Here is a 25582-nt window from a genome sequence, read left to right on the forward strand (position 1 = left end):
GTCCCACCTGACCCCATGCCGAACTCAGAAGTGAAACGCCGTAGCGCCGATGGTAGTGTGGGGCCTCCCCATGCGAGAGTAGGGAACTGCCAGGCATCAATTAAGACTCTTAACGAGTCATGACGTTACCCCTGACAAGGTAACGGCGAGTTACCTGAARTCAGACGTTTTCTGATATCAGTACAGAATCGGTGGAGCGGTAGTTCAGTTGGTTAGAATACCTGCCTGTCACGCAGGGGGTCGCGGGTTCGAGCCCCGTCCGTTCCGCCACTGATATCAGTACAGAATCGGTGGAGCGGTAGTTCAGTTGGTTAGAATACCTGCCTGTCACGCAGGGGGTCGCGGGTTCGAGCCCCGTCCGTTCCGCCACCCTTTTAGGGGCGTAGTTCAATTGGTAGAGCACCGGTCTCCAAAACCGGGTGTTGGGAGTTCGAGTCTCTCCGCCCCTGCCAGAATAAGAAAAAACCTTTGCTTCGGCGAAGGTTTTTTTTTGCCTGAAATCCGTAGAGTTGATGTCTTTTCAACCTGATCCAGCCTCTGGAAGGGCAAAAAGAGCCCTCCATTGCGCCCTTTTTGCCCATAAATCAAACAACTTATCTGTTCATCGTTACCGGAAATTTCAACAGTTGGCGGATAGTTGCCTCCTGATCGCTGTTCTGCAGCCATACGGCATACAGCGGCCTGACCACAGCTGGCGTATCCGGAACTGACAGCAGATCGCTGTAATCTGCGGCCCAGAATTCAGGCAAAAATGAGCAGGCTCCCGTGGTCGCAAGCAGCTGCCGGGTCAACTGTGCGGATGTGGTGGTCAGGATCGGCACATCATCGGCACCGGCCAGATAGTGCTCGTGCTGATGAAAATCGGCCCCCCATTCCAGCTTAATGTAGTCATATTTCTCCTTCTCCCCGCCGTGGCGTGAGCGGAACAGCGCGAGAGAGATATGGCCGATCTGCTGGCTGGACAGCTCTTCCATTTTAGGCGCTTCGGTGGTGATCAGCAGGTCCAGCTGCCGCTCATGCAGCTGTTTGACCAACAGATGACGCTGAGCAATACGCGCCTCAAGGTGCAGGCTTTGACGGTGCTCGTAAAGCGTTTGCATCCACGGGGTCAGATAAGCCTCCCACAGCGAGGCGCTGGCGCCTATCGACAGCTCATGGTGCTGCTGCGTATGCGACACCTCCTTCTTTGCCAGCAGCCAGGTGGTCATCAGCGTTTCTGCATAGGGGAGCAGCCGCTCGCCGGCGGAGGTCAGCCGGATATTGTTGCGGTGTCGGGTGAACAGGTTCACGCCAAGCTGATTTTCCAATTGCCGAATGCGAAAACTAACGGCCGACTGTGTGAGGTAGAGTGCTTCCGCAGCGCGTCCAAAGTGGCGAGTTCGGCTCACTTCCAGAAAGGTTTTCAGTAATTCCGTATCCACAGTCATCTCCTAAAAAACATTTGTCGTTATGATTTAAATGTTTTGTTTTACACTCTGTCAAGCCTATCTAATACTCCGCGCCATAAATAGCACGACCATATAAGAGTCAGGAGCGTGTAAAATGGCGGAAAGCTTCGCAACTACGAATCGTTTTTTTGATAACAAGCATTACCCACGCGGTTTCTCACGCCACGGTGATTTCACCATCAAAGAAGCTCAACTTCTTGAGCGTTATGGTTACGCTTTCAACGAGCTGGATCTGGCCAAGCGCGAGCCGGTAACGGAAGAAGAGCGTCAGTTTATTGAGGTGTGCCGGGGCGTACGCGAGCCGCAAAGTGAGCCCGAAAGAGTCTGGTCGAAGTATATGACCCGCATCAAGCGTCCTAAGCGCTTCCACACCCTGTCCGGCGGGAAACCGCAGATGGAAGGTGTCGAGGACTACACGGACAGCGACGATTAAGAACAAGGGGCTCAGGCCCCTTTTTCATTTTCAGCTCACGCTGTTTTGCAAATACTGCAACAGTCTGTCAATGCCGCGATAGCCCACTGCTTCCGTCAGATGCGGACGCTGGATTGCCGGTTCACCCGCCAGATCGGCGATGGTTCGTGCCACCTTCAATACCCGCTGCCATGCCCGTATCGACAGCCCCAGCTGATTCATCACCTGCTCCAGCCACTGCGCATCCTCTGACCGTAACTGACAGCTGTGACGAAAGTCATCATGGCCAAGCGCACTGTTTATTTTGCCGCAGCGTGCCAGCTGGCGTTGCCGGGCGGCGAGCACTCTCTCCGCGACCTGCTGGCTGGATTCTCCCCGCTGCGGCTCAGCGCTGAGCGTGCCTGGCGGTAACAGCGGGACTTCCAGCGAGAGATCGAAGCGGTCAAGAAAGGGGCCAGACAGCCGACTGAGATAGCGTAAAACCTGCTGCGGGGTAGAGCGGTTATGCGGTCCCTGATAGTGCCCGCCGGGGCTGGGGTTCATCGCGGCAACCAGTTGAAAGCGCGCCGGATAGGTCACTTTTGCCCGCGCACGGGAGAGACTGATCTCACCGGCTTCCAGCGGTTCGCGCAGCGCATCCAGCGCCTTACGTTCAAACTCCGGCAGCTCATCGAGAAACAGCACGCCGTTGTGCGCCAGCGAGATCTCGCCAGGTTTGGGGATCGCCCCACCCCCGACCAGCGCGTAGAGTGAGGTACTGTGGTGAGGCGAACGGAACGGGCGTTGACGCCAGCGTTGAGTGAGGCTATCGCTGCGGGTCAGGCTGGTGATGCTGGCGCTCTCCAGCGCCTCCACGTCGCTTAACGGCGGCATCAGGCCGTTCAGGCGGGTAGCCAGCATGGTCTTGCCGGTGCCGGGGGGGCCGATCAGCAACAGGTTATGCCCACCGGCCGCAGTAATCTCCAGCGCGCGTTTGGCCTGGTACTGGCCGATAATGTCATTCAGGTCTGCCGACGTATCAGGAGGTGGCAGCGGTGGCGGTTGGGCTGACGGCAGCGTGGCCTTGCCCTGCAGAAAGGCACAGACGTCCAGCAGATGCGGGCTGACCAGGCTGCTCCCGTGTTGGATCAGCCCAACGTCATACTGATTCTCCGCCGAGAGGATCAGCTGTCGCTGTGACTGGAGCGCCGCCATCGCTGCGGGAATGGCCGCCTGTACGCCACGCAGAGCGCCTGTCAGGGCTAATTCACCCAGGAATTCAAACTGTGCCAGTTTCTCCGCAGGAATTTGTTCAGAGGCGGCGAGAATGGCGATGGCGATAGGCAGATCGTATCGGCCGCCCTCTTTGGGCAGGTCGGCCGGGGCCAGATTGACGGTAATGCGCTGCGCCGGAAAGATAAAACCGCTGTTGACGATCGCGCTGCGCACCCGATCGCGCGCCTCTTTAACCGTCGTTTCCGGCAGGCCAACCAGGGACAGTGCGGGAAGTCCATTGCTGATATGAACCTCGACGCTGACCAGGGGAGCCTGAATACCGATCGCGGCGCGGGTGTAAGCCAGAGAGAGTGACATAGGTGCTCCTTGTTCTGCGCACTGTGCGCAAAAACTGACCGCCTGGCGAGGGGGGAAAACGCGATACGCGTAACGCGTCTGATTTTTCAGCTGCAAAACGGAAGGCGTTACCCGGAGCCGTGAGGCATCATCAGATTTTGCCGGCATGCAAAAAAGCCATCACCCTTGGTGAGTAATGAAAAAAATTCAGTTTTTCGTTATTTGCTGAATAACAAACCTTTTTCCTAAAACTGCAGGCAGGTTCATTAAATTAAAAATCGAAAAAAGTTGAATTTCTCACGCTAACTGTGATAACTCTGTAGGCATTACTTCGAACAAGCGAACGAAACGAATTCCAATGAAAGCCCTTCTACGAGTCATTAGCCTAGTCGTCATTAACGTCGTCGTGATTATTATCACGCCGTGCGGGGCTACGCTCGGAGGAAGAAAGGCTTAAATATCAAGCCTGATTTCGAAAGAACCCCCGCACCGAAAGGTCCGGGGGTTTTTTTTTGGCAAGGCAATAATGTGAGAGGAACAGAAGATGTACAGTAGAATAAAATGCTGTTGTTCCCATAAACGGACGGGGAAATAACTATGAATGGTGCTCAGTGGGTGGTTCAAACGTTGCGTGCTCAGGGAGTTGAAACGGTATTCGGCTACCCGGGTGGGGCCATCATGCCGGTCTATGACGCGCTCTATGACGGTGGTGTCGAACACCTGCTGTGCCGCCATGAGCAGGGTGCTGCGATGGCCGCGATCGGCTATGCCCGCGCCACCGGCAAAGTCGGGGTCTGCATCGCGACCTCAGGCCCGGGTGCCACCAACCTGATCACCGGCCTTGCCGATGCAATGATGGACTCTGTACCGATCGTCGCCATCACCGGCCAGGTTTCTTCCGCCGTAATGGGCACCGATGCCTTCCAGGAGATTGACGTACTGGGTCTCTCGCTGGCCTGCACCAAGCACAGTTTTCTCGTGGAATCCCTTGATGAGCTGCCGGTGGTGCTGGCGGAGGCGTTTGCCATCGCTAAATCCGGCCGCCCCGGCCCGGTGCTGGTTGATATCCCGAAAGACATCCAGCTGGCCAGCGGTGAACTGACCGCTCACCTGATCCCCGTTGAGCAGGAACTTGCGCACCCGCACGCAGAGCTGCAGCAGGCCCGCCAGCTGCTGGCACAGTCGCAGAAACCGATTCTGTATGTCGGCGGCGGCGTCGGCATGGCCGATGCGGTTCACGCCCTGCGCGATTTTGCCAGAGAGACCGGTATCCCCACCGTCGCTACGCTGAAGGGCCTCGGTACGCCGGATGCCGACGATGCCTGTTATCTCGGCATGCTGGGCATGCACGGCACCAAAGCCGCTAACCTGGCGGTGCAGCAGTGCGACCTGCTGATCGCGGTCGGCGCGCGTTTTGATGACCGCGTGACCGGCAAGCTGGACACCTTCGCGCCGCACGCCAGCGTGATCCATCTGGATATCGACCCGGCGGAACTGCACAAGCTGCGCCGTGCACACGTTGGCCTGCAGGGCGATCTGAACAAATTGCTGCCGGACCTTTACCAGCCGGTGGAGATCGCTGCCTGGCGGGAAGAAGTCCAGGCGCTGAAGGCCGATCACGGCTGGCGTTACGATCATCCGGGTGATGCGATCTTTGCGCCGCTGTTCCTCAGGCAGCTGTCTGACCGTAAATCGCCGAGCGCGGTGGTCACCACCGACGTCGGCCAGCATCAGATGTGGGCGGCGCAGCATATGAGCTTCACCCGCCCGGAAAACTTTATTACCTCCAGCGGCCTCGGCACCATGGGCTTTGGCCTGCCGGCGGCGGTAGGGGCGCAGGTCGCCCGCCCGGATGACACGGTAATCTGCGTCTCCGGCGACGGTTCTTTCATGATGAACGTGCAGGAGCTGGGTACCATCAAACGTAAGCAGCTGCCGGTGAAAATCGTGCTGCTGGATAACCAGCGTTTAGGCATGGTACGCCAGTGGCAGCAGCTGTTCTTTGAAGAACGTTATAGTGAAACCAATCTCTCAGATAACCCGGACTTTCTCATCCTGGCCAGCGCTTTTGACATTCCAGGCCAGCGCATTACCCGTAAAGATCAGGTCGACGCCGCATTAGACGCTTTGCTGCACAGTGAAGGGCCGTACATGCTCCACGTCGCGATTGACGAGCATGAGAACGTCTGGCCTCTGGTACCACCGGGTGCCAGCAACGAAAATATGATGGAGAAAACCTCATGATGCAGCATCAATTGTCTATCGAAGCACGCTTTCGCCCGGAAATACTGGAGCGCATTTTACGTGTTGTCCGCCATCGTGGTTTCCAGGTGTGCACCATGAATATGGTGCCGTCCGCCAACGCTGAGAATATTAATATTGAGATGACCGTTGCCAGCCCACGCTCCGTCGATTTACTGTCAACCCAGTTGAGCAAACTGATGGACGTGGCCTGCGTGCAGACCCAGCAACAGATAACACAACAAATCCGCGCATAAGCGCGCAAGGAAACAAGAATGACGAAGAAAGCTGACTTTATCTGGTTCAACGGCGAGATGGTTAAGTGGGAAGAGGCAAAGGTTAGCGTCATGTCTCACGCCCTGCACTACGGCACCTCGGTATTTGAAGGCGTCCGTTGCTATGACTCGCACAAAGGACCGGTGGTCTTCCGCCATCGTGAACACATGCAGCGTCTGCGCGATTCTGCAAAAATCTACCGTTTCCCGGTCAGCCAGAGCGTTGACGAGCTGATGGAAGCGTGCCGTGCGACGCTGCGCAAGAACAACCTGAAGAGTGCCTATATTCGTCCGCTGGTGTTTGTCGGCGACGTGGGTCTGGGCGTCAATCCGCCAGATGGCTACAGCACGGATGTGATCATCGCCGCGTTCCCGTGGGGTGCTTACCTGGGTGCTGAAGCGCTGGAGCAGGGCATTGATGCCATGGTCTCCTCATGGAACCGCGTTGCACCGAACACCCTGCCCACCGCGGCCAAAGCCGGCGGTAACTACCTCTCCTCACTGCTGGTCGGTAGCGAAGCGCGCCGCCACGGTTATCAGGAAGGTATCGCACTGGATACCCAGGGCTACATCTCCGAAGGGGCCGGTGAAAACCTGTTTGAGGTAAAAGACGGTATTCTGTTTACCCCGCCGTTTACCTCCTCGGCGTTGCCGGGTATCACCCGTGATGCGATCATCAAGCTGGCCCAGGACCTGGGTATTGAAGTGCGTGAGCAGGTGCTGTCGCGTGAATCCCTCTACCTGGCCGATGAAGTGTTTATGTCCGGTACCGCCGCAGAGATCACCCCGGTGCGCAGTGTAGACGGCATTCAGGTTGGTGAAGGCAAGCGTGGCCCGGTGACGCAACGTATTCAGAGTGCCTTCTTCGGCCTGTTTACCGGCGAAACGGAAGACAAATGGGGCTGGCTGGATCCGGTTAACCCATAAAAATTATTTTTCTCACGGGCGTCAGTTGACGCCCGTGCACGTTCGATTTCTGGAGTAAAGAGCATGCCTAAGTACCGTTCAGCTACCACCACTCACGGCCGCAACATGGCGGGTGCCCGAGCCCTGTGGCGCGCCACAGGAATGACCGATGACGATTTCGGTAAACCGATTATTGCGGTGGTGAACTCCTTCACGCAGTTCGTACCGGGCCACGTACACTTGCGCGACCTGGGTAAGCTGGTGGCCGAGCAGATCGAAGCCTCCGGCGGCGTGGCGAAAGAGTTCAACACCATCGCCGTGGACGATGGCATCGCGATGGGTCACGGCGGGATGCTCTACTCCCTGCCGTCCCGCGAGCTGATCGCCGACTCCGTTGAATACATGGTTAATGCCCACTGCGCCGATGCGATGGTCTGTATTTCCAACTGCGACAAAATCACCCCCGGAATGCTGATGGCGTCACTGCGCCTGAATATTCCGGTGATCTTCGTCTCCGGTGGCCCGATGGAAGCCGGCAAAACCAAGCTGTCGGATAAAATCATCAAGCTCGACCTGGTCGATGCGATGATCCAGGGTGCCAACCCGAACGTCAGCGATGCGGAAAGCGATCAGATTGAACGCTCTGCCTGCCCGACCTGCGGCTCTTGCTCAGGGATGTTTACCGCCAACTCCATGAACTGCCTGACCGAAGCGCTGGGCCTGTCGCAGCCGGGTAACGGTTCGTTACTGGCGACCCATGCGGACCGTAAAGAGCTTTTCCTTAACGCCGGCAAGCGCATCGTCGCCCTGACCAAGCGTTACTACGAGCAGGATGATGAAAGCGCACTGCCGCGCAACATCGCCAGCAGGGCCGCGTTTGAAAACGCCATTACGCTGGATATCGCGATGGGCGGTTCCACCAACACCGTTCTGCACCTGCTGGCCGCCGCGCAGGAAGGCGAAATCGACTTCGATATCTCCGATATCGACCGCCTGTCGCGCCTGGTGCCGCACCTGTGCAAAGTGGCACCCAGCACGCAGAAATACCATATGGAAGACGTGCACCGTGCCGGTGGCGTACTCGGCATCCTCGGCGAACTGGATCGTGCCGGACTGCTGGATAACAGCGTGCGCAACATCCTCGGCCTGAGCCTGCGCGAGACGCTGGACCAGTACGACATCATGCTGACCAAAGATGAAGCGGTGAAAAAGATGTTCCGCGCCGGCCCGGCAGGTATTCGTACCACCCAGGCCTTCTCGCAGGACTGCCGCTGGGACACGCTGGACGACGATCGTCAGGAAGGCTGTATTCGTTCACGCGAATTTGCCTTCAGCCAGGACGGTGGTCTGGCGGTGCTGTACGGCAACCTCGCTGAAAACGGCTGTATCGTTAAAACCGCCGGCGTCGATGAAGGCAGCCTGGTGTTTAGCGGCCCGGCCAAAGTCTATGAAAGCCAGGACGATGCGGTTGCGGCGATCCTCGGCGGTAAAGTGGTAGCCGGTGACGTAGTCGTGATCCGTTACGAAGGACCGAAAGGCGGCCCGGGCATGCAGGAGATGCTGTATCCGACCACCTACCTGAAGTCGATGGGCCTGGGTAAAGCCTGTGCACTGATCACCGACGGCCGTTTCTCCGGTGGTACCTCCGGCCTGTCGATCGGTCATGCGTCTCCGGAAGCGGCCAGCGGCGGCACCATTGCGCTGGTGAAAGATGGTGACAGGATCAACATCGATATTCCTAACCGCGGTATCCATCTGGATATCTCTGATGAAGAGCAGGCCGCGCGTCGCCGTGAAGAAGATGCCCGTGGCGATCAGGCTTATACGCCTCACGGCCGTGAGCGTCAGGTCTCCTTCGCGCTGCGTGCCTACGCGACGCTGGCAACCAGCGCCGACAAAGGCGCGGTCCGTGACAAGAGCAAGCTGGGAGGCTAACCACGATGGCCGAGTCTCAACCGTTATCCGACTGTCCGACCGGCGCAGAGTATCTGCGTGCGGTGCTGCGTGCACCGGTGTATGAAGCCGCGCAGGTCACGCCGCTGCAGAAGATGGAGAAGATCTCTGCACGCCTCGGCAACACCGTTCTGGTGAAGCGTGAAGATCGCCAGCCGGTGCACAGCTTTAAGCTGCGCGGCGCGTACGCGATGATTGCCGGGCTGAACGAAGAGCAGAAAGCGCGTGGCGTAGTGACCGCCTCGGCGGGTAACCACGCGCAGGGCGTGGCGCTGTCCGCGACGAAGCTCGGCATTAAATCGCTGATCGTGATGCCGCTGGCCACCGCCGATATCAAGGTTGATGCGGTACGGGCGTTTGGCGGTGAGGCTTATCTGTTTGGCGCCAACTTTGACGAGGCGAAAGCTAAGGCCATCGAGCTGGCGGAACAGCAGGGTTACACCTTTGTGCCGCCGTTCGATCACCCGATGGTGATCGCCGGTCAGGGCACGCTGGCGATGGAGCTGCTGCAGCAGGATGCGCATCTCGATCGCGTGTTCGTGCCGGTCGGTGGCGGCGGGCTGGCGGCGGGCGTGGCGGTGCTGATCAAGCAGCTGATGCCGCAGATCAAGGTGATTGCGGTGGAAGCTGTGGATTCAGCCTGCCTGAAAGCGGCGCTGGACGCCGGCCATCCGGTCGACCTGCAGCGCGTCGGCGGGTTTGCCGAAGGCGTGGCGGTCAGGCGCATCGGCAGTGAAACCTTCCGTCTGTGCCAGGAGTATCTCGACGACATCGTCACCGTCGACAGCGACGCGATCTGCGCGGCGATGAAGGATCTGTTTGACGATGTGCGTGCGGTGGCGGAGCCTTCGGGCGCGCTGGCGCTGGCCGGGATGAAGAAGTATATCCAGCAGCACCAGATCCAGGGCGAGCGCCTGGCGCACGTGCTGTCGGGTGCCAACGTCAACTTCCACGGCCTGCGCTATGTTTCTGAACGCTGCGAGCTGGGCGAACAGCGCGAAGCGCTGCTGGCGGTGACCATCCCGGAACAGCAGGGCAGCTTCCTGCGTTTCTGTCAGCTGCTGGGTGGCCGCTCGGTCACCGAGTTCAACTACCGTTATGCCGATGAAAAAGACGCCTGTATTTTTGTCGGCGTGCGGCTGACGCGCGGGCTGGAAGAGCGCCGGGAGATCCTCGAACTGCTGAGCGACGGCGGCTATCAGGTGGTCGACCTCTCAGATGATGAGATGGCCAAGCTGCACGTACGCTATATGGTCGGCGGGCGGCCGTCGAAGCCGCTGCGCGAGCGGTTGTTCAGCTTCGAATTCCCGGAGGCGCCCGGCGCGCTGCTGCGTTTCCTGCAGACGCTCGGCACCCACTGGAATATCTCGCTGTTCCACTACCGCAGCCACGGCACCGACTATGGTCGCGTGCTGGCCGCCTTTGAACTGAGCGACAGCGAACCGCAGTTTGAAGAGCACCTGACGGCGCTGGGCTATGATTTCCACGACGAGAGCAATAACCCGGCGTTCCGCTTCTTCCTCAAGGGTTAAAGCAGCTTCCAGAAGGCATCAATAAGCGGCTCGCTGAGCCGCTTTTTTTGTACGCAAACGCCCAGTTCAAACGGCGCCACCATCTCCACATCCTCCAGTTCAAGAATACGGTTACGGATCGGCTCCGGACTGTTCTCCAGCACCACGTCCGGCAGCAGCGCAATGCCACAGCCCAGCGCGACCATCGAGACGATTGCCTCATGGCCGGATACCGTGGCGTAGATCTGCGGATTGGCAATGCGGCGATGGCGGAACCACAAATCGATGCGCCGGCGCGCCGGCCCCTGGTCGGGCAGAATAAACGGGATCTGCGCCCAGTCGGGCTTCGGCTGTGTCGCCAGGCTGCGCACCGCGCAGGGCAGCGCAGGGGCAATCAGCACCAGCGGGATCAGCCCCAGAGGCATAAAGCCGACGCTGGCGGGCAGGGATTCCGGCCGGCCGGCGATGGCGATATCCGCTTCACCAGACTGGACCTTCTCCATCGCATCGGCGGCATCGCCGGTGGTCAGTTTAATCTCCACCAGCGGATGCTCGGCGCGAAAGCGGTCGAGGATCGGCGGCAGGTGGCTGTAGGCCGCGGTCACCGAACAGAACAGCTTCAGCTCACCGCTCAGCGAGGTGCCGTTCTGCCCCAGAGCGTGACGCATCTGCTCATACTGCAACAGCGTTTGCTGAGCGAACAGGCGCAGCCGCTCGCCGGCGTCGGTGAGGGTCACGGTACGGTTGTCACGTAAAAACAGCGTCTGGCCGAGGTCCTCCTCCAGCCGCTGGATCTGCCTTGAGAGCGTTGACGGACTGACGTGCATCGCCCGCGCGCTGCGGCCAAAATGGCGGCTATCCGCCAGATGCAGAAAGAGTTTCAGATCGCGTAAGTCCATCTGTTTCAGGCCTCTGTTTCACGTTGCAGATTATGCAATATCATCTTGTTAATATATCAATTTCAGCAATGCATTTCCTGTCATATGATGGGGGCATAGTAAGGGCTGGCAATGAACGGCCCTGATACCAAACATCACGCACCACAACCTGATACGGAGTTTCCCATGGCTAACTATTTCAACACTTTGAACCTGCGCAACCAGTTAGCGCAATTAGGTAAATGCCGCTTTATGGCGCGCGAAGAGTTCGCGGATGAAGCCAGCTACCTGAAAGGCAAAAAAGTCGTCATCGTTGGCTGTGGTGCTCAGGGCCTGAACCAGGGCCTGAACATGCGCGATTCCGGCCTGGACATCGCCTACGCCCTGCGTGCTGAAGCCATTGCAGAAAAACGTGCTTCATGGCGTAAAGCGACCGAAAACGGCTTCACCGTTGGCACCTACGAAGATCTGATCCCACAGGCGGATCTGGTGGTTAACCTGACGCCGGACAAGCAGCACTCTGACGTTGTTCAGGCGGTACAGCCGCTGATGAAGCAGGGCGCAGCGCTGGGTTACTCGCACGGTTTTAACATCGTTGAAGTTGGCGAGCAGGTCCGTAAAGATATCACCGTAGTGATGGTTGCGCCTAAGTGCCCGGGTACCGAAGTGCGTGAAGAGTACAAGCGTGGTTTCGGCGTGCCAACGCTGCTGGCCGTTCACCCGGAAAACGATCCGAAAGGCGAAGGCATGGCGATTGCTAAAGCCTGGGCTGCGGCAACCGGCGGTCACCGTGCGGGCGTGCTGGAATCTTCCTTCGTTGCCGAAGTGAAATCTGACCTGATGGGTGAGCAGACCATCCTGTGCGGTATGCTGCAGGCCGGTTCACTGCTGTGCTTCGACAAGCTGGTGGCGGAAGGTACTGACCCGGCTTACGCTGAAAAACTGCTGCAGTTCGGCTGGGAAACCATCACCGAATCACTGAAGTTTGGCGGTATCACCCTGATGATGGATCGCCTGTCTAACCCGGCGAAACTGCGCGCTTATGAGCTGTCTGAGCAGCTGAAAACCATCATGGCACCGCTGTTCCAGAAGCACATGGACGACATCATCTCCGGTGAGTTCTCTTCCGGCATGATGGCTGACTGGGCTAACGACGACAAAAACCTGCTGACCTGGCGCGAAGAGACCGGCGCAACGGCATTCGAAAACGCACCACAGTTCGAAGGCAAGATCCCTGAGCAGGATTACTACGACAAAGGCGTAGTGATGGTTGCGATGGTGAAAGCGGGCGTTGAGCTGGCGTTCGAAACCATGGTTGACGCAGGCATCATCGAAGAGTCAGCTTACTACGAGTCGCTGCACGAGCTGCCGCTGATTGCCAACACCATCGCGCGTAAGCGTCTGTATGAAATGAACGTGGTGATCTCTGATACCGCCGAGTACGGTAACTACCTGTTCTCCTTCGCTGCGGTTCCGCTGCTGAAAGAGTTCATGACCACCCTGCAGCCAGGCGACCTGGGCCAGGGCACCGAAGGCAACGCGGTGGATAACGCACAGCTGCGTGACGTGAACGAAGCGGTTCGTAACCACCCAATCGAAGCCGTGGGCAGCAAGCTGCGTGGCTACATGACCGATATGAAACGTATCGCGGTTGCGGGCTAATCAGCCAGACGCGGGGCGGCTGATGTGCCGCCCACAAAAAAAGACGCCCCTGCGGGCGTCTTTTTTTTTAGTTGCGGTAAATCACTTTGATGATGTGGTAACCGAACTGGGTGTGCAGCGGGCCCTGGGGTTCGATCAGCGGGCAGGAGAACACCACTTTATCGAACGCCGGCACCATCGCACCCTGTTTGAATTCGCCAAGGTGGCCGCCTTTCTTGCCTGACGGGCAGGTAGAGTGCTTCTTCGCCAGCTTCTCAAAGTCAGCACCCTGCTGCAGCTGGGCTAACAGCTCCTGTGCCAGCTTCTCTTCTTTTACCAGAATATGCAGTGCTGCTGCGGTCTTCGCCATGTTGTTCTCCGAATCATTCAGTCAGTTCAGGCCGGTGGCCAGGATGGCGCTACTATACCTGTTCAGCGTACGGCACGCGACAGGAGGCATTAAATGCCTTTCTGCCGCGCGGACTAAATAATGAACACGCGATCGCCTGCCCGGCAATCGCCGTGAACAGACACGGAAAGCATCATGGCCGAAACAGGAGAACAGGGATGACGGCGTCCGTATTCAGCGCGGTCAGGCAGAAAATGATGAGGGGATGTATCAGCAGGTGACGCAAGCCCGTCTCGCCGGGAACGCATACCATTGTTTTACTGAGCAGTATATTATTTCTGGACGGATTGATGTGAGATGGAGTACCAGGGGAATAATAAGTTTTATCTTAATTATCGGGTATGTGATTTTTAAGGTAAAAAAGGTTTTTCACCTGAAGTTGATAGTGATTATTTTTTAATATCTAAAAAAAAGGTAAGTAACAAGTAAATAATGAGTTACGCGCTATAACTTCCCCCGTGTTAACGTTCTCCTCGTCAGGTAATGCATCATTGTGGGTGGTTGATTTCCTGGCAGGAAGATCATTTTGTGGAGGAATAAGCGTGATAATGGATGTGGTCACCCTCTCTCGGGTACAGTTCGCGTTAACCGCGATGTTCCACTTTTTGTTTGTTCCCCTGACGCTGGGGCTCTCTTTTTTACTGGCAATTATGGAAAGCCTGTACGTCATTACGGGAAAAGTTCTGTATAAGGAGATGACGAAGTTCTGGGGGAAGTTGTTTGGTATAAACTTTGCGATGGGCGTGACCACTGGATTAATATTCGAATTTCAGTTTGGCACTAACTGGTCATATTATTCCCATTATGTCGGCGATGTGTTTGGCGCACCGCTGGCGCTGGAAGGGCTGATGGCCTTTTTTCTGGAATCAACCTTTGTCGGCATGTTCTTCTTTGGCTGGGATCGTCTGAGCCGGGTACAGCATCTGATGACCACCTGGCTGGTGGCATTCGGCTCCAGCATGTCTGCACTCTGGATCCTGTTGGCCAACGGCTGGATGCAAAATCCGGTGGGTGCGACCTTCAACCCGGATACTATGCGTATGGAGATGAACAGCTTCGCTGACGTGATTTTTAATCCGGTAGCGCAGGTCAAGTTTGTTCATACTGCCGCCGCAGGGTATACCACCGGTGCGATGTTTGTGCTGGCCATCAGCGGCTGGTATTTACTGAAGCGGCGTAATCTGCAGTTTGCCAAAATGTCCTGTGTGGTGGCGGCGGGATTTGGTATGGCGGCGGTGCTGGCTACCGTTCTGCTTGGAGATGAATCCGGCTATGAGATGGGCGACGTGCAAAAAACCAAGCTGGCCGCCATTGAAGCCGAGTGGCAGACGCAGCCCGCCCCGGCCAGCATTACATTGTTTGGCATTCCCGACCAGGCGCAGCAGACCAACCATTATGCCATTGAAATCCCCTGGCTGATGGGCCTGATGGTGACCCGCTCATTCGACACGCCGGTTGCGGGAATCAACCAGTTAATGGACGAACATGAGGTGCGGATCCGCAACGGCATTAAGGCATGGGCGCTGCTGAAAAAGCTGCAACGGGATCCCGCATCACCCGCGCCGGAAGTCCGCAAAGAGTTTGATGCGGTTAAAAAGGATCTGGGTTACGGCCTGCTGCTCAAACGCTATATGAGTGATATCACCCGGGCCTCCGATGCTGATATCCGGCAGGCAGTGAAAGACTCTATTCCGCAGGTGGCACCGCTCTTTTTTGCATTCCGCATTATGGTGGTTTGTGGATGTGGCCTGGTACTGATTATTTTCCTCTCCTTCTGGAGCGTTCTTCGCCGTCGGGTCGGTGAGAAGCGCTGGCTGCTGCGTGCGACACTGTACGGGTTACCGTTGCCGTGGCTGGCAATGGAGAGCGGCTGGTTTGTTTCTGAGTACGGCCGCCAGCCGTGGGCGATTGGTGAAGTGTTACCCACCTTCGCCGCCAGTTCTGAACTCAGCCGGGGCGATGTCTTATTCTCAATGATTCTGGTGTGTTCGCTCTATACGCTGTTCTTTATTGCCGAAATATTCCTGATGTTAAGGTTCGCCCGTAAAGGTCCGGATGGCTTAAAGGCGGAAAACAATCAATCCCTGAAGCATCATTCGCCGTAACTGAAATGGGGGGGGTAATCGCTGTCTCTGTTATTCAGAAATATTTTTGGAAAGCAGGATGTCTATTTGCTGCGCCGTAAAATAAGGAGGGAGTATGTGGTATTTTTGTTGGTTTTTGGGGGTGCTGCTGGCGTGTTCCTGCGGAATTATTGCCGGGCTAAGTTACTCATCTGAGATCGAGTCATAACCTTACTCGTTCTTAATCGATGCTTTTCACTATTGACCGGCTATTCGCTGACTGCGAAGGTTATATAGCTCCGCCATCAATAATGTTATTTCTGATTCAACCTGGTTTTTTGATTCATAAGGAGTAGGAATTGAAAATGAAATTAATCAAACTCACTCTGCTTTCCGCCGCGCTGGTTTTTACCGGCAGCACGCTGGCGGCAGAATTACAGTGCCAAAGTAAAGATTACACGCTGCAGCTGTTAGGCTCAGGCGGGCCGATAAGTGATGATAAGCGCGCCTCTTCCGGCGAAGTCATCTGGTACAAAGGTAAATCACGTATTCTGATTGACGCTGGCGGCGGCACCTTCTTACGCTTTGGTCAGTCCGGCGCCCGGCTGGAAGAGTTGAAACTGATCGGGATTTCGCATCTGCATACCGATCACGTTGCTGACCTCGCTGCCATCCTGAAAGGTGGATTTTTCCTGCGTAATAAAGAGCAAGTGCTGCTGTCCGGGCCGGAGGGCGGCGCAGGTTTCCCAAAAATGACCGACTACTTTGCCGATCAGTTCTCGAAAGATAAGGGCGCTTACGCCTATCTTTCCGGTTTGTACAACGCCACTGACGGCATCAATCTGAAAGTTAACCTGGAAGATATTGATAACAAATCTACCACCCCTCAGCCGGTGTATGACGCGGATGGGTTGAAGGTTACGGCGTTAGGTATTCCTCATGGCGATGTACCTACCCTGGCGTACCGCATTGAAAGTCCGGAAGGCGTCATTGTGGTATCTGCCGATCAGAATGGCTCCAACAAGGCGTTTATCGATTTTGCTAAAGGTGCCGACATTCTGGTTATGCCTGCGGCGATCGATGAAAACGCCGATGCAGAATCGAAGTTCATGCATGCGCCACCATCGGTAGTGGGAAAAATTGCCGCACAAGTCCAGCCCAAAATCCTGGTTCTGAACCATTTCATGGGCAAGAGCCTGGTTCTGAAAAAAGACACGCTTGATATCGTTAAAAAATACTATCACGGCAAGGTTTACGCCAGCCGCGATCTGTCCTGCTTCCCGATTAGCTTAGCGCGTTAAGGAGATAGTGATGAAAAATAAACTGATGCTTTCCATCGCCTTGAGTTCATTTGTTGGTCTGACCGGGGCGGCTGCCCATGCCCAGACTGAAACAGCTGCCACGGAAACGTCGGTAGCAAAAGCCCCGACCTCGGGGGGAAAATGTGCCAGCGGTAAATGCGGTACCGAGAAGATCTACGGCAAGGCGGAAATTAAGCATAACCCGCAGGATCTGATGGTCAGAACCCGTGACGGTAAATGCGGCACCCATGCGCGTGGATTAAGAGCGGATGGGGTGGAAAAAGCCTGTGGCACGAATCTGGTCAGCGGCGTATGTGGTCAATAGCGCCTGACAGCAAGGGAATTGGACTCAGGAGCGATCACCTTGCCGATCTGTGCGGGCAGCCGCGGCACCCGCACATCGATTTCCTGGAGCTGGCGCCGGATAACTGGATGGATATCGGCGGCGCACGGCGCACCATGCTGAATGATATCGCCGGCCGTTATCCGCTGGTTGCTCACGGCCTGAACCTGTCGATTGGCGATCTCTCTCCGCTTAATCTTGATTATCTGGCCAATATCCGGCGCTTTCTGGATGAGTACCAGATTGCCATTTACAGCGATCACCTTAGCTTCTGCCGCGATGAACAAGGGTATCTCTATGACCTGCTGCCGGTACCCCGCTTCGCGGAGAATATCGATTATCTGGCGGGACGCATTCGTCAGGTGGTGGATATCCTCGATCGCCCGCTGGTGCTGGAAAATATCTCCTGGTATCACGGTTATGCCGGCGAAATGCCGGAGATCGAGTTCTGGCTGGCGTTACTGGAAAAAAGCCCCTGCGAAATGTTGTTGGATATCAACAACGTCTGGGTCAATGCACAGAATCATGGTTATGACGCGCTGAGCTATATACGTGCGCTACCCGGTGAGAAAATTCGTTATTACCACATTGCCGGACACCTGCACACCCCCAGCGGCCTGCTGGATACCCACGGCATGCCGGTAGATGACGATGTGTTGCGGCTGGCGCGGGAGACATTTCGTTTTCACGGCACCCGGCCGCTGCTGCTGGAGCGTGATAACCATGTCCCCCCCCTGAACACGCTGTGCGAGGAACTGGTCACGGTTACTGAGTTTATTCATCAGGCAAGGAGCGAACATGAGCCAGCCACCCAGACGCATCGCGCAGCTTATTCGTAATTTCTCCGCACAGTTACGGGAGAAAGAGGGCGAGGTTTTTCCCACTGCCGTACGCAACTACCGCGCGTTTTTACGCGGCAGTGTGAGTGAAGTGATCGGCAGTTCGTTCCCGCAGTTCAGTCAGCAGGCGGGTCCGCAACGCATTAAGCAGCTCGCCGCACGTTTTCTGGAGGAGCATGGCGCAGAGGAGGCTGAATTCCACCACATTGCGACAGAATTTGTCCATTTTATCCACCGTACTCACGCCGTCAGTCGTGCTGAATGTCAGCTGATTGAATACGAGTGGGTGCTGCTGGCGGTGGAAATTGATCCGGCGGAAATACCGTTGCAAAGCGCGGATCACCATGACCCGGCTACGCCTCTGGCGGTCACGATCAATCCAACGCTGAACTGCATTCAGTTCTCCGGCGTTTTTTCTGATGAAGGCGGTTATCAGATTAATGAGGGGCAACTCCCCTGCGGAATTTTCAGAAACCGCCATCACAAGGTGGTGAAAAAACGGCTGACCGCCTTTGATGGCCAGATGCTGCATTTGATTGTTGATCAACAGCTCTGTCTTGTTGCCAGTCTGGAACAGGCGCTAAACGCAAGCGATGCCCGCTATCTGGGGGAATGGCTTAACCGTAACCAGGAAATTGACTTTATTTCGCTGCAAACACGATAAGGACCTTCTATGAAAAACAAACTTCTTTCACTGTACGATCAGGTGGTGGCAAAGTGCCGGAAGGCAGACTTTATCGCCCTGCTGGCCATTCGCCTGTATCTGCTGCCGGTGATTTACGAAGGGGCACACTCAAAAGTGGTGGGTTTCAGCGGTACGGTGGCCTGGTTTTCCACGCCGGCCTCCCAGGGTGGGCTGGATCTGCCGTTTCCCTGGCTGATGGCGCTACTGGCCACCGGGACAGAGGTCATTGGGCTGGTCTGTATTGCGCTGGGTCTGTTTACGCGGATTATCTCTATCCCGATGATCGTGCTGATGAGCGTGGCCAGTTCTATGGTGCACTGGTCGCACGGGTGGCTGGCCATTGCCAGTAATACGATGGAGTCCAGCCAGCGCCTGGCGATTTTCCTGCAGTGGCTGCAGGCGAACTTCCCCGGCCGTTACAACTATATTACCGAACTCGGTGACCCGGTGATCCTCAACAACGGGATGGAGTTTTCGACCACCTATTTTGTGATGCTGCTGGTGCTGTTGTTCTGGGGCGGTGGGCGTTACGTCAGCGTCGACTACTGGCTGCGCAAGAAGCTGGGCTAAGCCTGTCATGCATTCAGGCAGAGCGCGTCCGGCTGCCTCTGCCTGTTTTTTTTGGCCCCTTTACGGGGCCTCGATCCTATCCCTTCTCCACAGTCCGGGCATCTTTGGGTATACTGCCCGCCTGTTTATACCTGTGGAATTTTCAAGCTATGCGTCTTAATCCTGGTCAGCAACATGCCGTCGAATTTGTCACCGGGCCCTGCCTGGTGCTGGCCGGAGCCGGTTCGGGCAAGACGCGAGTGATTACCAATAAAATTGCCCACCTGATCCGCGAATGCGGTTATCAGGCGCGACATATCGCCGCGGTGACCTTCACCAATAAGGCCTCGCGCGAAATGAAAGAGCGCGTGGCGCAGACGCTGGGGCGTAAAGAGGCGCGCGGGCTGATGATTTCGACCTTCCATACCCTCGGGCTGGAGATTATTAAACGCGAGTACGCCGCGCTGGGGATGAAATCCAACTTTTCACTGTTTGACGATCAGGATCAGCTGGCGCTGCTGAAAGATCTCACCGAAGAGTGGCTGGAGAACGACAAAAACCTGCTGCAGCAGCTGATCTCGACGATCTCCAACTGGAAGAACGATCTGCTGGATCCGTCGCGGGCAGCGGCAGGCGCACAGTCGGAGCGCGACAAGCTGTTCGCCCACTGTTATGCACTGTATGACAGGCATCTGAAGTCCTGCAACGTACTGGACTTCGATGATCTGATCCTGCTGCCGACGCTGCTGTTCCAGCGCAACCTGGAGGTGCGTGAACGCTGGCAGCAGCGCATTCGCTATCTGCTGGTTGACGAATACCAGGATACCAACACCAGCCAGTACGAGCTGGTGAAGCTGCTGGTGGGTGCACGGGCGCGTTTTACCGTGGTGGGTGACGACGACCAGTCAATCTACTCCTGGCGCGGGGCACGGCCGCAGAACCTGGTGCTGTTGAAAGAGGACTTCCCGGCGCTGCAGGTGATCAAGCTGGAGCAGAACTACCGTTCGTCCGAACGTATTCTCAAGGCAGCCAATATCCTGATCGCCAACAACCCGCACGTGTTTGAAAAGCGACTGTTCTCCGAGCTGGGCTACGGGGTTGAGCTGAAGGTGGTGACCGCCAACCATGAGGATCATGAGGCGGAGCGGGTGATCGGCGAGCTGATCGCCCACCACTTTATTAATAAAACACAGTACAAGGATTATGCCATCCTCTACCGCGGAAACCATCAGTCGCGCGTGTTTGAAAAGATGCTGATGCAGAACCGTATCCCTTACCGCATCTCCGGCGGCACCTCGTTCTTCTCGCGCCCGGAAATCAAAGATCTGCTGGCCTACCTGCGGGTACTGACCAACGCTGACGATGACAGCGCCTTTATGCGCATCGTTAACACGCCACGCCGTGAGATCGGCGCCGCCACGCTGCAAAAGCTCGGCGAGTGGGCAATGCAGCGTAATAAAAGCCTGTTTACCGCCAGCTTCGATATGGGTCTCAGCCAGACGCTGACCGGACGCGGGCTGGAATCCCTGCAGCGCTTTACCAGCTGGCTGCAGGAGGTGGCACGGCTGGCGGAACGCGAGCCGGTCGCCGCAGTGCGCGATCTGATCCGTGGTATTGACTATGAGAGCTGGCTGTTTGAAACCTCGGCCAGCCCGAAAGCCGCCGAAATGCGCATGAAAAACGTCAACACGCTGTTCCAGTGGATGACCGAAATGCTGGAAGGCAGCGACATTGATGAACCGATGACGCTGACCCAGGTGGTGACGCGCTTTACCCTGCGCGACATGATGGAGCGCGGTGAAAGTGACGAGGAGCTTGATCAGGTGCAGCTGATGACCCTGCACGCCTCCAAAGGGCTGGAGTTTCCCTATGTCTATATGGTCGGCATGGAAGAGGGGCTGTTACCGCACCAGAGCAGCATTGATGAGAACAATATCGAGGAGGAGCGGCGTCTGGCCTACGTGGGGATTACCCGCGCACAGAAAGAGCTGACCTTCACCCTGTGCCGCGAGCGCCGCCAGTACGGTGAGCTGGTGCGCCCGGAGCCAAGCCGTTTTCTGCTTGAGCTGCCGCAGGACGATGTGAACTGGGAAAGTGAGCGTAAAGTGGTCAGCGCCGAAGAGCGGATGCAGACCGGGCAGAGCCGGGTGGCGGGATTAAGAGCAATGCTGGATAAAGCAAGAAAATAAGGGGTTTTTTCAGTTACCTGGCTGCCCTGTATTAATAAAGTAAATGGGTTTTAAGTTTTCAAAAGTCATAATTTTTTTCGATAGTGATTATCCTTTGACGTTCAATTTATTTCGACGTCTAAAGGGATCTTTATGAAAAAAAATATTCTGTTTTCTATTTCATTGGTGCTATTAGGTGGTGCGTTATCATCCGTCGCACTCGCGAGTGAGGATGATGAGAAAAGTGTATTCCCGGTGGTAGAGCTGGATAATTATCTGGGCGAAACGCCATTGATAAAAACTGATTTTGATAATAATGATCGTCCTTCGCAAAGGGTTTTTTTAGGGCAAAAGTCAACCTATACCTACATGCGATGCATTACTCGTCTGGACAATAATCAGGCTCACCCCGGAAGCACCTGGTACTGGGCAAAAAATGAGTCTGGCAGCGGATACTATAAACTCAATGGCCACTGGTGGTCGAATTTTATAATGCAGTGGAAGAATATGTTCTACACTGACACGCCATATAAAAAGCTGGAAGAAATTTGCAGGAAAACGCTGGCCAGTGAGGGGGTAAATGTCAGACAGTTGGAAATATATGCTGCGGATAATAGTCAGTCTTTTGACCACACGATCTGGTCAATGAATTATGATGCTAAAGGATTGAGGAAAAATGGCGCATTCGAACGTATCATAACCTTTGGTGACAGCCTGACTGACAACAGCAACGTATTCAATGCCTCAATGTGGAAAGCCCCGAATTCAAAGACCTGGTATCGTGGACATTTCAGTAATGGCTATGTCTGGCACGAGTATCTGGCTGGAAATCTGGGGATTCATTCCTACAACTGGGCGGTGGGAGGGGCTGAAACAAAAGATACCTCTGTACTGGGGCTGATTAAGATCCCTGGAATTGACAAGCAGATCGACTCTTTCGTTTCCTATATGAATGAAGACAAAAACTACAATGCAGGGAAATCGCTCTTTTCAATCATGGCCGGTGGTAATGATCTGATGAATGGTGATATTGAACCTGAAGAGATGATATCTAATATCGATAAGGGGATTTCCCGGCTGACGAGCCTGGGAGCGAAGAGCATCATCGTAATGACGGCACCTGATGTTTCTCTGGTGCCGGGGATGCAGGATAAGTCTGATAGCGAAAGGCTCAGGTTAAAGGATTACGTACGCGTCCTTAACAACGGAATAAAAGAGAGCGTAAAACGCCATGAATACCGTAACCGAGGTAACGTTGATATTTATCTTATTGATGTTGAGAAAATCTTCAATGACCTGGTGAAAAACCCGGGGGAGCATGGCATTGATGATGTAAAACATGCCTGCCTGGACATCAACAACATTTTACCCTTGCCGGATTATATTTTTAATTTCAAACCTTCGCCATCATGTCGACATGATAAGGTTCACCTGTTCTGGGATAACGTGCATCCAACAACCTATGTCCATGAACTGATTTCAACGAAGATAATGGCAGCCATTATTCAGCATTACAATTTGACTATCGAAGAGTAATAAAGATACTGGAAGGTGACATACATCGCCTTCCGGTTTAATGTTCAGACAATCGTCAGCGACCAGTGCACATAGCTTTGCCAGTGCACTTCCTGCTCAAGCAGCTCGGCGCGCAGCGGATGGGCTTCCAGCCAGCCGGCTGGCAGGGTCAGCGTAAGGGTGTCTTCCTCCGCCAGCAGGCGCACCGCAGGCAGCGTATTATCGCGGCGGCGGCTGGCAAAAATGATCGCCAACCGCAGCAGGCGCGAAAGACGTTCCGCCACCCGCGGCGGCACGGCATTTTGCTGGCTCAGTAACGCCAGATCGATGCCGTTTCGCTGATTCTGCAGCAGGGTTGCCAGCAGTTTTTTCTGGGCCGGAGTAAAGCCGGGCAGATCGAGATTGCGCACCAGATAGGCCGCATGCTGTGGCGCCTGACGGAAATCGACGCTCAACCCAATTTCATGGATCAGACAGGCGCTGTCCAGCAGCTCCCGGCTGATGTCATCCAGCTTCCAGTTCTGGCTAATCTGGCGGGCGAAACTCTCGGCCAGCTGGCGGACGCGCTCGGCCTGTTCTGCATCGATCGTAAAACGGCGTTGAACGTTGTGCAGCGTCCTGCTGCGAATATCGCGATCCACCGGCAGGTGCAGCATGCCGTAGACCAGGCCTTCGCGCAGCGCGCCACCGGCCAGCGTCATACTCTCGATATTCAGCTCGATAAAGATGGCGATCAGGATCGACAGGCCGCTGGGGAACACCAGCGCCCGCTCCAGCGTCAGGCCTTCGATCTCCAGCTCTTCCAGCTTGCCGCACTGAATGGCGCGCTGCTTCAACTGCTGCAGCTTGCCGAGCGTAATCCGCTCGTCCATGCCCTGCGCCATCATGATTTCCTGCAGCGCCTGCACGGTGCCGGACGCGCCGACACAGATCTGCCAGCTCTGCTCGCGCAACACCGCGGCCACCGGACGGATCATCTCACGGGCGGCGGCCTCTGCCTGAGCGAAGTTCTCACGGCCAAGGTGGCGATCGGCGAAATAGCGTTCCAGCCAGGTGACGCAGCCCATCGACAGGCTGAACAGCGCGGTCGTTTGCGCGCCCTTGCCGGTAACCAGCTCGGTGCTGCCGCCGCCGATATCCACCACCAGACGTTTATCCGCACCACCGGTGGTGTGGGCCACCCCCTGGTAGATCAGGCGCGCCTCCTCTTCACCGCTGATCACGTTGATCGGGCAACCGAGGATCTGTTGAGCAGCGATCAGGAACTCGCCGGCGTTAGCGGCGATACGCAAGGTGGCGGTCGCCACCACGCGGATCTGTTCCGACGGGATATCCTGCAGCTGTTCGGAAAACAGCCGCAGGCACTGCCAGCCGCGCTCCATGGCTTCACCAGAGAGCTGGCTTTGGCTGTCCAGCCCGGCCGCCAGGCGCACCTTGCGTTTGATGCGGGCAATGGTCTGGATACTGCCAGCCACTTCGCGCACCACCAGCATATGAAAACTGTTCGATCCGAGATCGATGGCAGCATAAAGTGATGACGCGCTCAGCATGGTGGCTTAACCCGGGCGTTTGCGGTTGGGGCTGCGCGGCGCGCTGCCACGGCGATTGTTGTTGCCGCCACGACGCAGGTTGTTACCGGTGCGGTTGCGGGTTAAACGCTTCGGCGGCGGCAGTTCGCTCATCAGCGCATCGCTGTTATAGCGGCTGACCGGAATGCTGTGACCGATATACTCTTCAATCGCCGGCAGGTTCAGCGCGTACTCTTCACAGGCGAGGCTGATTGAGTGACCGTTGGCACCGGCACGGCCGGTACGGCCAATACGGTGCACGTAGTCTTCACGATCGTCAGGCAGATCGTAGTTGAAGACATGCGTCACGGCCGGGATATGCAGACCACGCGCGGCCACGTCGGTCGCCACCAGGATATCGACATCACCCTTAGTGAAATCTTCCAGGATACGCAGGCGCTTTTTCTGCGCCACGTCGCCTGTCAGCAGACCCACGCGGTGACCATCGGCGGCCAGGTGGCCCCAGATATCTTCACAGCGGTGCTTGGTGTTGGCAAAAATGATGGCGCGATCCGGCCACTCTTCTTCCAGCAGCGTTTGCAGCAAACGCATTTTTTCTTCGTTGGAAGGGTAGAACAGCTCTTCTTTAATACGGTGTCCGGTTTTTTGCTCTGGCTCGACTTCTACGTATTCCGCGTTGTTCATGTTCTCAAAAGCCAGTTCACGCACGCGGAATGACAGCGTGGCGGAGAACAACATATTCAGGCGCTGGTTGGCGGCAGGCATGCGGCGGAACAGCCAGCGGATGTCTTTAATAAAGCCGAGATCGAACATGCGATCGGCTTCGTCAAGTACCACCACCTGGATCGCGCCCAGATTAACGTGGTTCTGTTTGACGTAATCGATTAAACGGCCGGTGGTGCCAATCAGGATATCAACACCGCTTTCCAGCACTTTCAGTTGCTTATCGTAGCCATCGCCACCGTAAGCCAGACCGAGTTTCAGTCCGGTTACCTGCGCCAGCGGCTCTGCATCCGCATGGATCTGAACCGCCAGTTCGCGGGTCGGAGCCAGAATCAGCGCGCGCGGTTGATTAACCTGGCGACCTTCCGGAGCGGGGTGAGAGAGAAGATGATGAAACGTTGACGTCAGAAACGCCATCGTTTTGCCGGTACCGGTTTGCGCCTGACCTGCTACATCACGCCCGGAGAGCGTAAACGGTAATGCCAGCGCCTGAATAGGCGTGCAATTTTGAAAGCCTTTAGTTTCAAGGGCTTCAATCACCTGAGCGTGCAGGGCGAAGTCGGAAAACTTCTTTTCGGTTAAGTGTGTTTTGCTCATAGTGTGGTAGAATATCAGCTTAGTATTGCTTTACGAAAGCATATC

At 56.1% G+C, this 25582-nt stretch carries 23 protein-coding genes, 3 tRNA genes and 1 rRNA gene; 21 read left to right on the forward strand and 6 right to left on the reverse strand.

The features are described from left to right. From rrf to ASF13_RS08155, 4 genes are all read left to right on the forward strand, one after another. A 5S ribosomal RNA gene (rrf, locus tag ASF13_RS08140) occupies positions 1 to 95 on the forward strand; the annotation flags it as partial. Between the two features lie 98 nt (positions 96 to 193). Beyond that, a tRNA-Asp gene (locus ASF13_RS08145) sits at positions 194 to 270 on the forward strand. Between the two features lie 22 nt (positions 271 to 292). After that, a tRNA-Asp gene (locus ASF13_RS08150) sits at positions 293 to 369 on the forward strand. A 7-nt stretch (positions 370 to 376) separates the two neighbouring features. After that, a tRNA-Trp gene (locus ASF13_RS08155) sits at positions 377 to 452 on the forward strand. 141 nt (positions 453 to 593) lie between these two features. Here ASF13_RS08155 and hdfR read toward each other — a convergent pair. Continuing rightward, on the reverse strand, positions 594 to 1421 hold the full coding sequence (gene hdfR / locus ASF13_RS08160) for an HTH-type transcriptional regulator HdfR (RefSeq protein ID WP_056234853.1): 828 nt from the start codon (positions 1419 to 1421) through the stop codon (positions 594 to 596). A gap of 121 nt (positions 1422 to 1542) precedes the next feature. Between hdfR and ASF13_RS08165 the strand changes: the two genes are divergently transcribed. Further along, positions 1543 to 1881: a DUF413 domain-containing protein gene (locus ASF13_RS08165; protein WP_056234658.1), complete on the forward strand. Its 339-nt coding sequence runs from the start codon at positions 1543 to 1545 to the stop codon at positions 1879 to 1881. Between the two features lie 30 nt (positions 1882 to 1911). On the opposite strand, the gene ASF13_RS08170 is transcribed toward ASF13_RS08165, so the two are convergent. Continuing rightward, complete coding sequence (locus tag ASF13_RS08170; protein ID WP_056234662.1) at positions 1912 to 3432, reverse strand: YifB family Mg chelatase-like AAA ATPase; 1521 nt, start codon at positions 3430 to 3432, stop codon at positions 1912 to 1914. Between the two features lie 337 nt (positions 3433 to 3769). On the opposite strand from ASF13_RS08170, the gene ilvL reads away from it, so the two are divergent. The 6 genes from ilvL to ilvA all read left to right on the forward strand — a co-directional run bounded on the left by ilvL (position 3770) and on the right by ilvA (position 10318). Further along, positions 3770 to 3868: an ilv operon leader peptide gene (gene ilvL / locus ASF13_RS23405; RefSeq protein ID WP_072017652.1), complete on the forward strand. Its 99-nt coding sequence runs from the start codon at positions 3770 to 3772 to the stop codon at positions 3866 to 3868. A gap of 140 nt (positions 3869 to 4008) precedes the next feature. Then, positions 4009 to 5655 carry an acetolactate synthase 2 catalytic subunit gene (gene ilvG / locus ASF13_RS08175; protein WP_056234665.1) on the forward strand — a complete coding sequence of 549 codons (1647 nt, stop codon included), beginning with the start codon at positions 4009 to 4011 and terminating at the stop codon, positions 5653 to 5655. Continuing rightward, positions 5652 to 5909 carry an acetolactate synthase 2 small subunit gene (gene ilvM, locus ASF13_RS08180; RefSeq protein ID WP_056234668.1) on the forward strand — a complete coding sequence of 86 codons (258 nt, stop codon included), beginning with the start codon at positions 5652 to 5654 and terminating at the stop codon, positions 5907 to 5909. The genes ilvG and ilvM overlap by 4 nt, the downstream gene beginning before the upstream one ends. An 18-nt stretch (positions 5910 to 5927) precedes the next feature. Further along, positions 5928 to 6854: a branched-chain amino acid transaminase gene (locus tag ASF13_RS08185; RefSeq protein WP_056234670.1), complete on the forward strand. Its 927-nt coding sequence runs from the start codon at positions 5928 to 5930 to the stop codon at positions 6852 to 6854. Positions 6855 to 6917: 63 nt separating this feature from the next. After that, positions 6918 to 8768 carry a dihydroxy-acid dehydratase gene (ilvD, locus tag ASF13_RS08190; RefSeq protein ID WP_056234673.1) on the forward strand — a complete coding sequence of 617 codons (1851 nt, stop codon included), beginning with the start codon at positions 6918 to 6920 and terminating at the stop codon, positions 8766 to 8768. A gap of 5 nt (positions 8769 to 8773) precedes the next feature. Further along, positions 8774 to 10318, forward strand: coding sequence for a threonine ammonia-lyase, biosynthetic (ilvA, locus tag ASF13_RS08195; protein WP_056234676.1), 1545 nt, complete (start codon positions 8774 to 8776; stop codon positions 10316 to 10318). On the opposite strand, the gene ilvY is transcribed toward ilvA, so the two are convergent. Then, positions 10315 to 11196, reverse strand: coding sequence for an HTH-type transcriptional activator IlvY (ilvY, locus tag ASF13_RS08200; RefSeq protein ID WP_056234679.1), 882 nt, complete (start codon positions 11194 to 11196; stop codon positions 10315 to 10317). The genes ilvA and ilvY overlap by 4 nt on opposite strands. Before the next feature lie 165 nt (positions 11197 to 11361). Between ilvY and ilvC the strand changes: the two genes are divergently transcribed. Then, positions 11362 to 12837 (forward strand): ketol-acid reductoisomerase, encoded by a 1476-nt coding sequence (gene ilvC, locus ASF13_RS08205; RefSeq protein ID WP_056234682.1) that lies wholly within the window; start codon positions 11362 to 11364, stop codon positions 12835 to 12837. 67 nt (positions 12838 to 12904) lie between these two features. Here the strand turns inward: ilvC and ppiC are convergent, their stop codons facing one another. Next, positions 12905 to 13186 carry a peptidylprolyl isomerase PpiC gene (ppiC, locus tag ASF13_RS08210; protein WP_056234683.1) on the reverse strand — a complete coding sequence of 94 codons (282 nt, stop codon included), beginning with the start codon at positions 13184 to 13186 and terminating at the stop codon, positions 12905 to 12907. 584 nt (positions 13187 to 13770) lie between these two features. Between ppiC and ASF13_RS08220 the strand changes: the two genes are divergently transcribed. The 9 genes from ASF13_RS08220 to ASF13_RS08255 all read left to right on the forward strand — a co-directional run bounded on the left by ASF13_RS08220 (position 13771) and on the right by ASF13_RS08255 (position 22709). Further along, entirely contained in the window at positions 13771 to 15330 is a 1560-nt protein-coding gene (locus ASF13_RS08220; protein ID WP_056234856.1) for a cytochrome ubiquinol oxidase subunit I, read from the forward strand. Between the two features lie 94 nt (positions 15331 to 15424). Continuing rightward, positions 15425 to 15517, forward strand: coding sequence for a cytochrome bd-I oxidase subunit CydX (gene cydX, locus ASF13_RS23410; RefSeq protein ID WP_072166330.1), 93 nt, complete (start codon positions 15425 to 15427; stop codon positions 15515 to 15517). A 136-nt stretch (positions 15518 to 15653) separates the two neighbouring features. After that, entirely contained in the window at positions 15654 to 16589 is a 936-nt protein-coding gene (locus ASF13_RS08225) for an MBL fold metallo-hydrolase (RefSeq protein ID WP_056234859.1), read from the forward strand. 10 nt (positions 16590 to 16599) lie between these two features. Beyond that, entirely contained in the window at positions 16600 to 16914 is a 315-nt protein-coding gene (locus ASF13_RS08230) for a hypothetical protein (RefSeq protein WP_072166331.1), read from the forward strand. Beyond that, positions 16902 to 17771 carry a DUF692 domain-containing protein gene (locus ASF13_RS08235; RefSeq protein ID WP_056234689.1) on the forward strand — a complete coding sequence of 290 codons (870 nt, stop codon included), beginning with the start codon at positions 16902 to 16904 and terminating at the stop codon, positions 17769 to 17771. The genes ASF13_RS08230 and ASF13_RS08235 overlap by 13 nt, the downstream gene beginning before the upstream one ends. Beyond that, complete coding sequence (locus ASF13_RS08240; RefSeq protein WP_056234692.1) at positions 17731 to 18435, forward strand: putative DNA-binding domain-containing protein; 705 nt, start codon at positions 17731 to 17733, stop codon at positions 18433 to 18435. The genes ASF13_RS08235 and ASF13_RS08240 overlap by 41 nt, the downstream gene beginning before the upstream one ends. A gap of 9 nt (positions 18436 to 18444) precedes the next feature. Continuing rightward, positions 18445 to 19026, forward strand: coding sequence for a DoxX family protein (locus tag ASF13_RS08245; RefSeq protein WP_056234696.1), 582 nt, complete (start codon positions 18445 to 18447; stop codon positions 19024 to 19026). 149 nt (positions 19027 to 19175) lie between these two features. After that, on the forward strand, positions 19176 to 21194 hold the full coding sequence (gene rep / locus ASF13_RS08250; RefSeq protein ID WP_056234700.1) for a DNA helicase Rep: 2019 nt from the start codon (positions 19176 to 19178) through the stop codon (positions 21192 to 21194). Positions 21195 to 21326: 132 nt separating this feature from the next. Beyond that, positions 21327 to 22709 (forward strand): SGNH/GDSL hydrolase family protein, encoded by a 1383-nt coding sequence (locus ASF13_RS08255; RefSeq protein WP_056234702.1) that lies wholly within the window; start codon positions 21327 to 21329, stop codon positions 22707 to 22709. Between the two features lie 44 nt (positions 22710 to 22753). On the opposite strand, the gene gppA is transcribed toward ASF13_RS08255, so the two are convergent. Then, the gene (gene gppA, locus ASF13_RS08260; RefSeq protein ID WP_056234705.1) at positions 22754 to 24238 is read right to left on the reverse strand and encodes a guanosine-5'-triphosphate,3'-diphosphate diphosphatase; all 1485 of its coding nucleotides are present in this window, start codon (positions 24236 to 24238) and stop codon (positions 22754 to 22756) included. A gap of 6 nt (positions 24239 to 24244) precedes the next feature. Then, positions 24245 to 25537: an ATP-dependent RNA helicase RhlB gene (rhlB, locus tag ASF13_RS08265; RefSeq protein WP_056234707.1), complete on the reverse strand. Its 1293-nt coding sequence runs from the start codon at positions 25535 to 25537 to the stop codon at positions 24245 to 24247. Positions 25538 to 25582 lie beyond the last annotated feature (45 nt).

The organism is Erwinia sp. Leaf53, from assembly GCF_001422605.1.
Classification (GTDB): Bacteria; Pseudomonadota; Gammaproteobacteria; order Enterobacterales; family Enterobacteriaceae; genus Erwinia.